This window comes from Streptomyces sp. SID5910, from assembly GCF_009862125.1.
Taxonomy (GTDB): Bacteria; Actinomycetota; Actinomycetes; order Streptomycetales; family Streptomycetaceae; genus Streptomyces.
In genome coordinates this window covers 1-2,577 of record NZ_WWHX01000912.1, presented here as the reverse complement: position 1 = coordinate 2,577, position 2,577 = coordinate 1, and the positions used below count along the sequence as shown (strand labels likewise).

Annotated in this window: 3 protein-coding genes; 2 read left to right on the top strand and 1 reads right to left on the bottom strand. The window is 71.4% G+C overall.

Annotated elements, in window-relative coordinates:
• Positions 1-232 precede the first annotated feature (232 nt).
• The gene (locus tag GTW67_RS32695) at positions 233-511 is read right to left on the bottom strand and encodes a metal-sensing transcriptional repressor (protein WP_161168376.1); all 279 of its coding nucleotides are present in this window, start codon (positions 509-511) and stop codon (positions 233-235) included.
• Positions 512-587: 76 nt separating this feature from the next.
• Here GTW67_RS32695 and GTW67_RS32690 point away from each other — a divergent pair, with 76 nt between their 5' ends.
• Together GTW67_RS32690 and GTW67_RS32685 are read left to right on the top strand one after the other, a co-directional pair.
• Positions 588-1,235 (top strand): TetR/AcrR family transcriptional regulator, encoded by a 648-nt coding sequence (locus GTW67_RS32690; protein ID WP_161168375.1) that lies wholly within the window; start codon positions 588-590, stop codon positions 1,233-1,235.
• 96 nt (positions 1,236-1,331) lie between these two features.
• Positions 1,332-2,577, top strand: a 1,246-nt coding sequence (locus GTW67_RS32685) for an MDR family MFS transporter (RefSeq protein WP_202438009.1), incomplete at its 3' end; no start/stop codon positions are given.

Here is a 2,577-nt window from a genome sequence, read left to right as displayed (position 1 = left end):
ACCCGTGCCGCCCCAGCGGCACGATTGCCCGCAGCTACGGCGGCAGCCGGAGGGGGCGCGCGCTGCCACGACTGCCCGCAGCTACGGCGGCGGCCGGAAGGGGCACGCGCTGCCACGATTGCCCGCAGCTACGGCGAGAGGGGCCGCACGGCCGTCATCGGCGCCGACCCCGGTGGCGGCCGTGCTTCGCGTCGCGTACCCCAACTTCGGCGGGGCACACCGGAGTTGTGTGTCAGGCCAGGGAGAGGAAGAGCTTCTCCAGGCGGGCGCGCATCTGCGCGGAGTCCCGGATCTCCGGGTCGTCACTGGTCATGCACTGCTGGAGCCCCGTGGCGATGATCGAGAAGCCGGCCCGGTCCAGGGCGCGGGAGACGGCGGCGAGCTGGGTGACGACGTCCTCGCAGTCGCGCCCCTCCTCGATCATCCGGATGACTCCGGCGAGCTGCCCCTGGGCACGCCGCAGCCGGTTGAGCGCCGACTTCAGCTCCTCGGCCGACATGTCGAGTTCCACGCGTCCTCCTCCGCATACCCCTGCGGGTATGGTACCGCGCGAAATGAATTTTGCAGGGCGTGCATGTTTGCATACCATGCAACTTATGTCGGAGAAGGGTGCCGCCGGGGGCGGTCTGCGGGAGCGGAAGAAGCGGGCCACACGTGCCGCTCTCACCGAGGCCGCGGTGCGGCTCGCCGCCGAGCACGGGGCGGACAAGGTCACCGTCGAGGCGATCAGCGCCGCGGCCGGCGTGTCCGTGCGGACCTTCTTCAACTACTTCGACACCCGCGAGGACGCCTTCGTCGTCCTCGACGCGGACGCGGGCGCGCGCATGCGGCGCGCCGTGCTCGACGCCCCGGCCGGGCGCTCACCGCTGGAGGCCCTGCGCGAGGCGATGGCCGCGGAACTCGCCGAGGCGGAGCAGCAGCACGAGCTGTGGCGGCTGCACGCCGAGGTGCTGCACGCCTCGCCGCACCTGCTGGCGCGCGGCGTCGGGGCGCACATGGCGGCGGAGGCCGACCTGGCCGACGCCATCGCCGCACGTCTGCGCGGCGCCCCCGGCGACGGGGAACGGCCCGCGGACCCCGGCCTCTACCCGCGACTGCTGGCCACCGTGGCCACCGCCGCGGTGCGCACCAGCGTCGACCACTGGTCCGCCCACCAGCAGGAGGCCGCCTTCCTGGACGTGTTCCACGAGGTGTTCGCCCTCCTCGCCGCCGGCCTTCCGGCACCCGGCGCGTAGTCGCGGCGCGGACCGATCGCGACACCCACCCCTCCATCACCCGAAAGAGATGCCGTGACCGCACCTCAGGCGCCCGACGACGCGCCTCCCACCTCCATGACCCACCGGCAGATACTCCAGGCCATGTCCGGGTTGATGGCCGGCATGTTCGTCGCGATCCTGGCCGGCACCGTCGTCTCCAATGCGCTGCCCACGATCATCGCCGACCTGGGCGCCAGCCAGTCCTCGTACACCTGGGTCGTCACGGCGGAACTGCTGGCCATGACGGCGACGGTGCCGCTGTGGGGCAAGCTGTCCGACCTCTTCAACAAGAAGCTGCTGCTCCAGCTGTCGCTGAGCATGTTCGTGGCCGGCTCGCTGCTGGCCGGCTTCTCGCACGGCGTCGGCCTGCTGATCTTCAGCCGGGTCGTGCAGGGCATCGGCGCGGGCGGTCTGACGGCCCTCGCGCAGGTCGTGATGGCCTCCGTCATCCCGCCGCGCCAACTGGGCAAGTACGCCGGCATCTTCGGTGCCGTCTTCGCCGTGGGCACGGTGGCCGGTCCGCTGGTCGGCGGTGTGCTGGTCGACACCTCGTGGCTGGGCTGGCGCTGGTGCTTCTTCATCGGCGTGCCGTTCGCGCTGCTCGCCATCGCGCTGCTCCAGCGCACGCTGAGGCTGCCGACCACGCGCCGCCAGGTGCGGATCGACTGGCTCGGCGCCTTCCTGATCGTCGCCGGTGTCTGCGCGCTGCTGATCTGGGTGTCGCTGGCCGGCAACGAGTTCGCGTGGGCCTCCTGGCAGAGCGGCGCCCTCGTGGGCGGTGGCGTGCTGCTGCTGGTCGCGGCGGTCCTCGTCGAGGCGCGTACCGCCGAGCCGGTCATCCCGCTCGACATCTTCCGCAACCGCACGGTGACACTGACGACCGTCGCCAGCCTCCTGGTCGGTGTCGCCATGTTCGGCGGGACCGTCTTCCTCTCCCAGTACTTCCAGGTCTCCTTGGGCAAGTCGCCGACCGTCGCCGGTCTGATGAGCCTGCCCATGATCCTCGGTCTGCTGGTGTCCTCCACCGTCGCCGGCCAGGTGATCAGCCGGACCGGCAAGTGGAAGCGGTACCTGGTGGCGGGCGCGGTCGTCATGTCCGTCGGCCTCGCCCTGCTGTCCACGATCGACGCCGAGACCTCCTTCGGTCTGCTGAGCCTCTACATGGCGGTGCTGGGCGTCGGCGTCGGCATGCTGATGCAGAACCTGGTCCTGGCCGCGCAGAACGACGTCGCCGCCGCCGACCTCGGCGCCGCGACCTCCGTGCTGTCCTTCTTCCGCAGCATGGGCGGCACCATCGGCGTCAGCGTCCTCGGCGCGATCA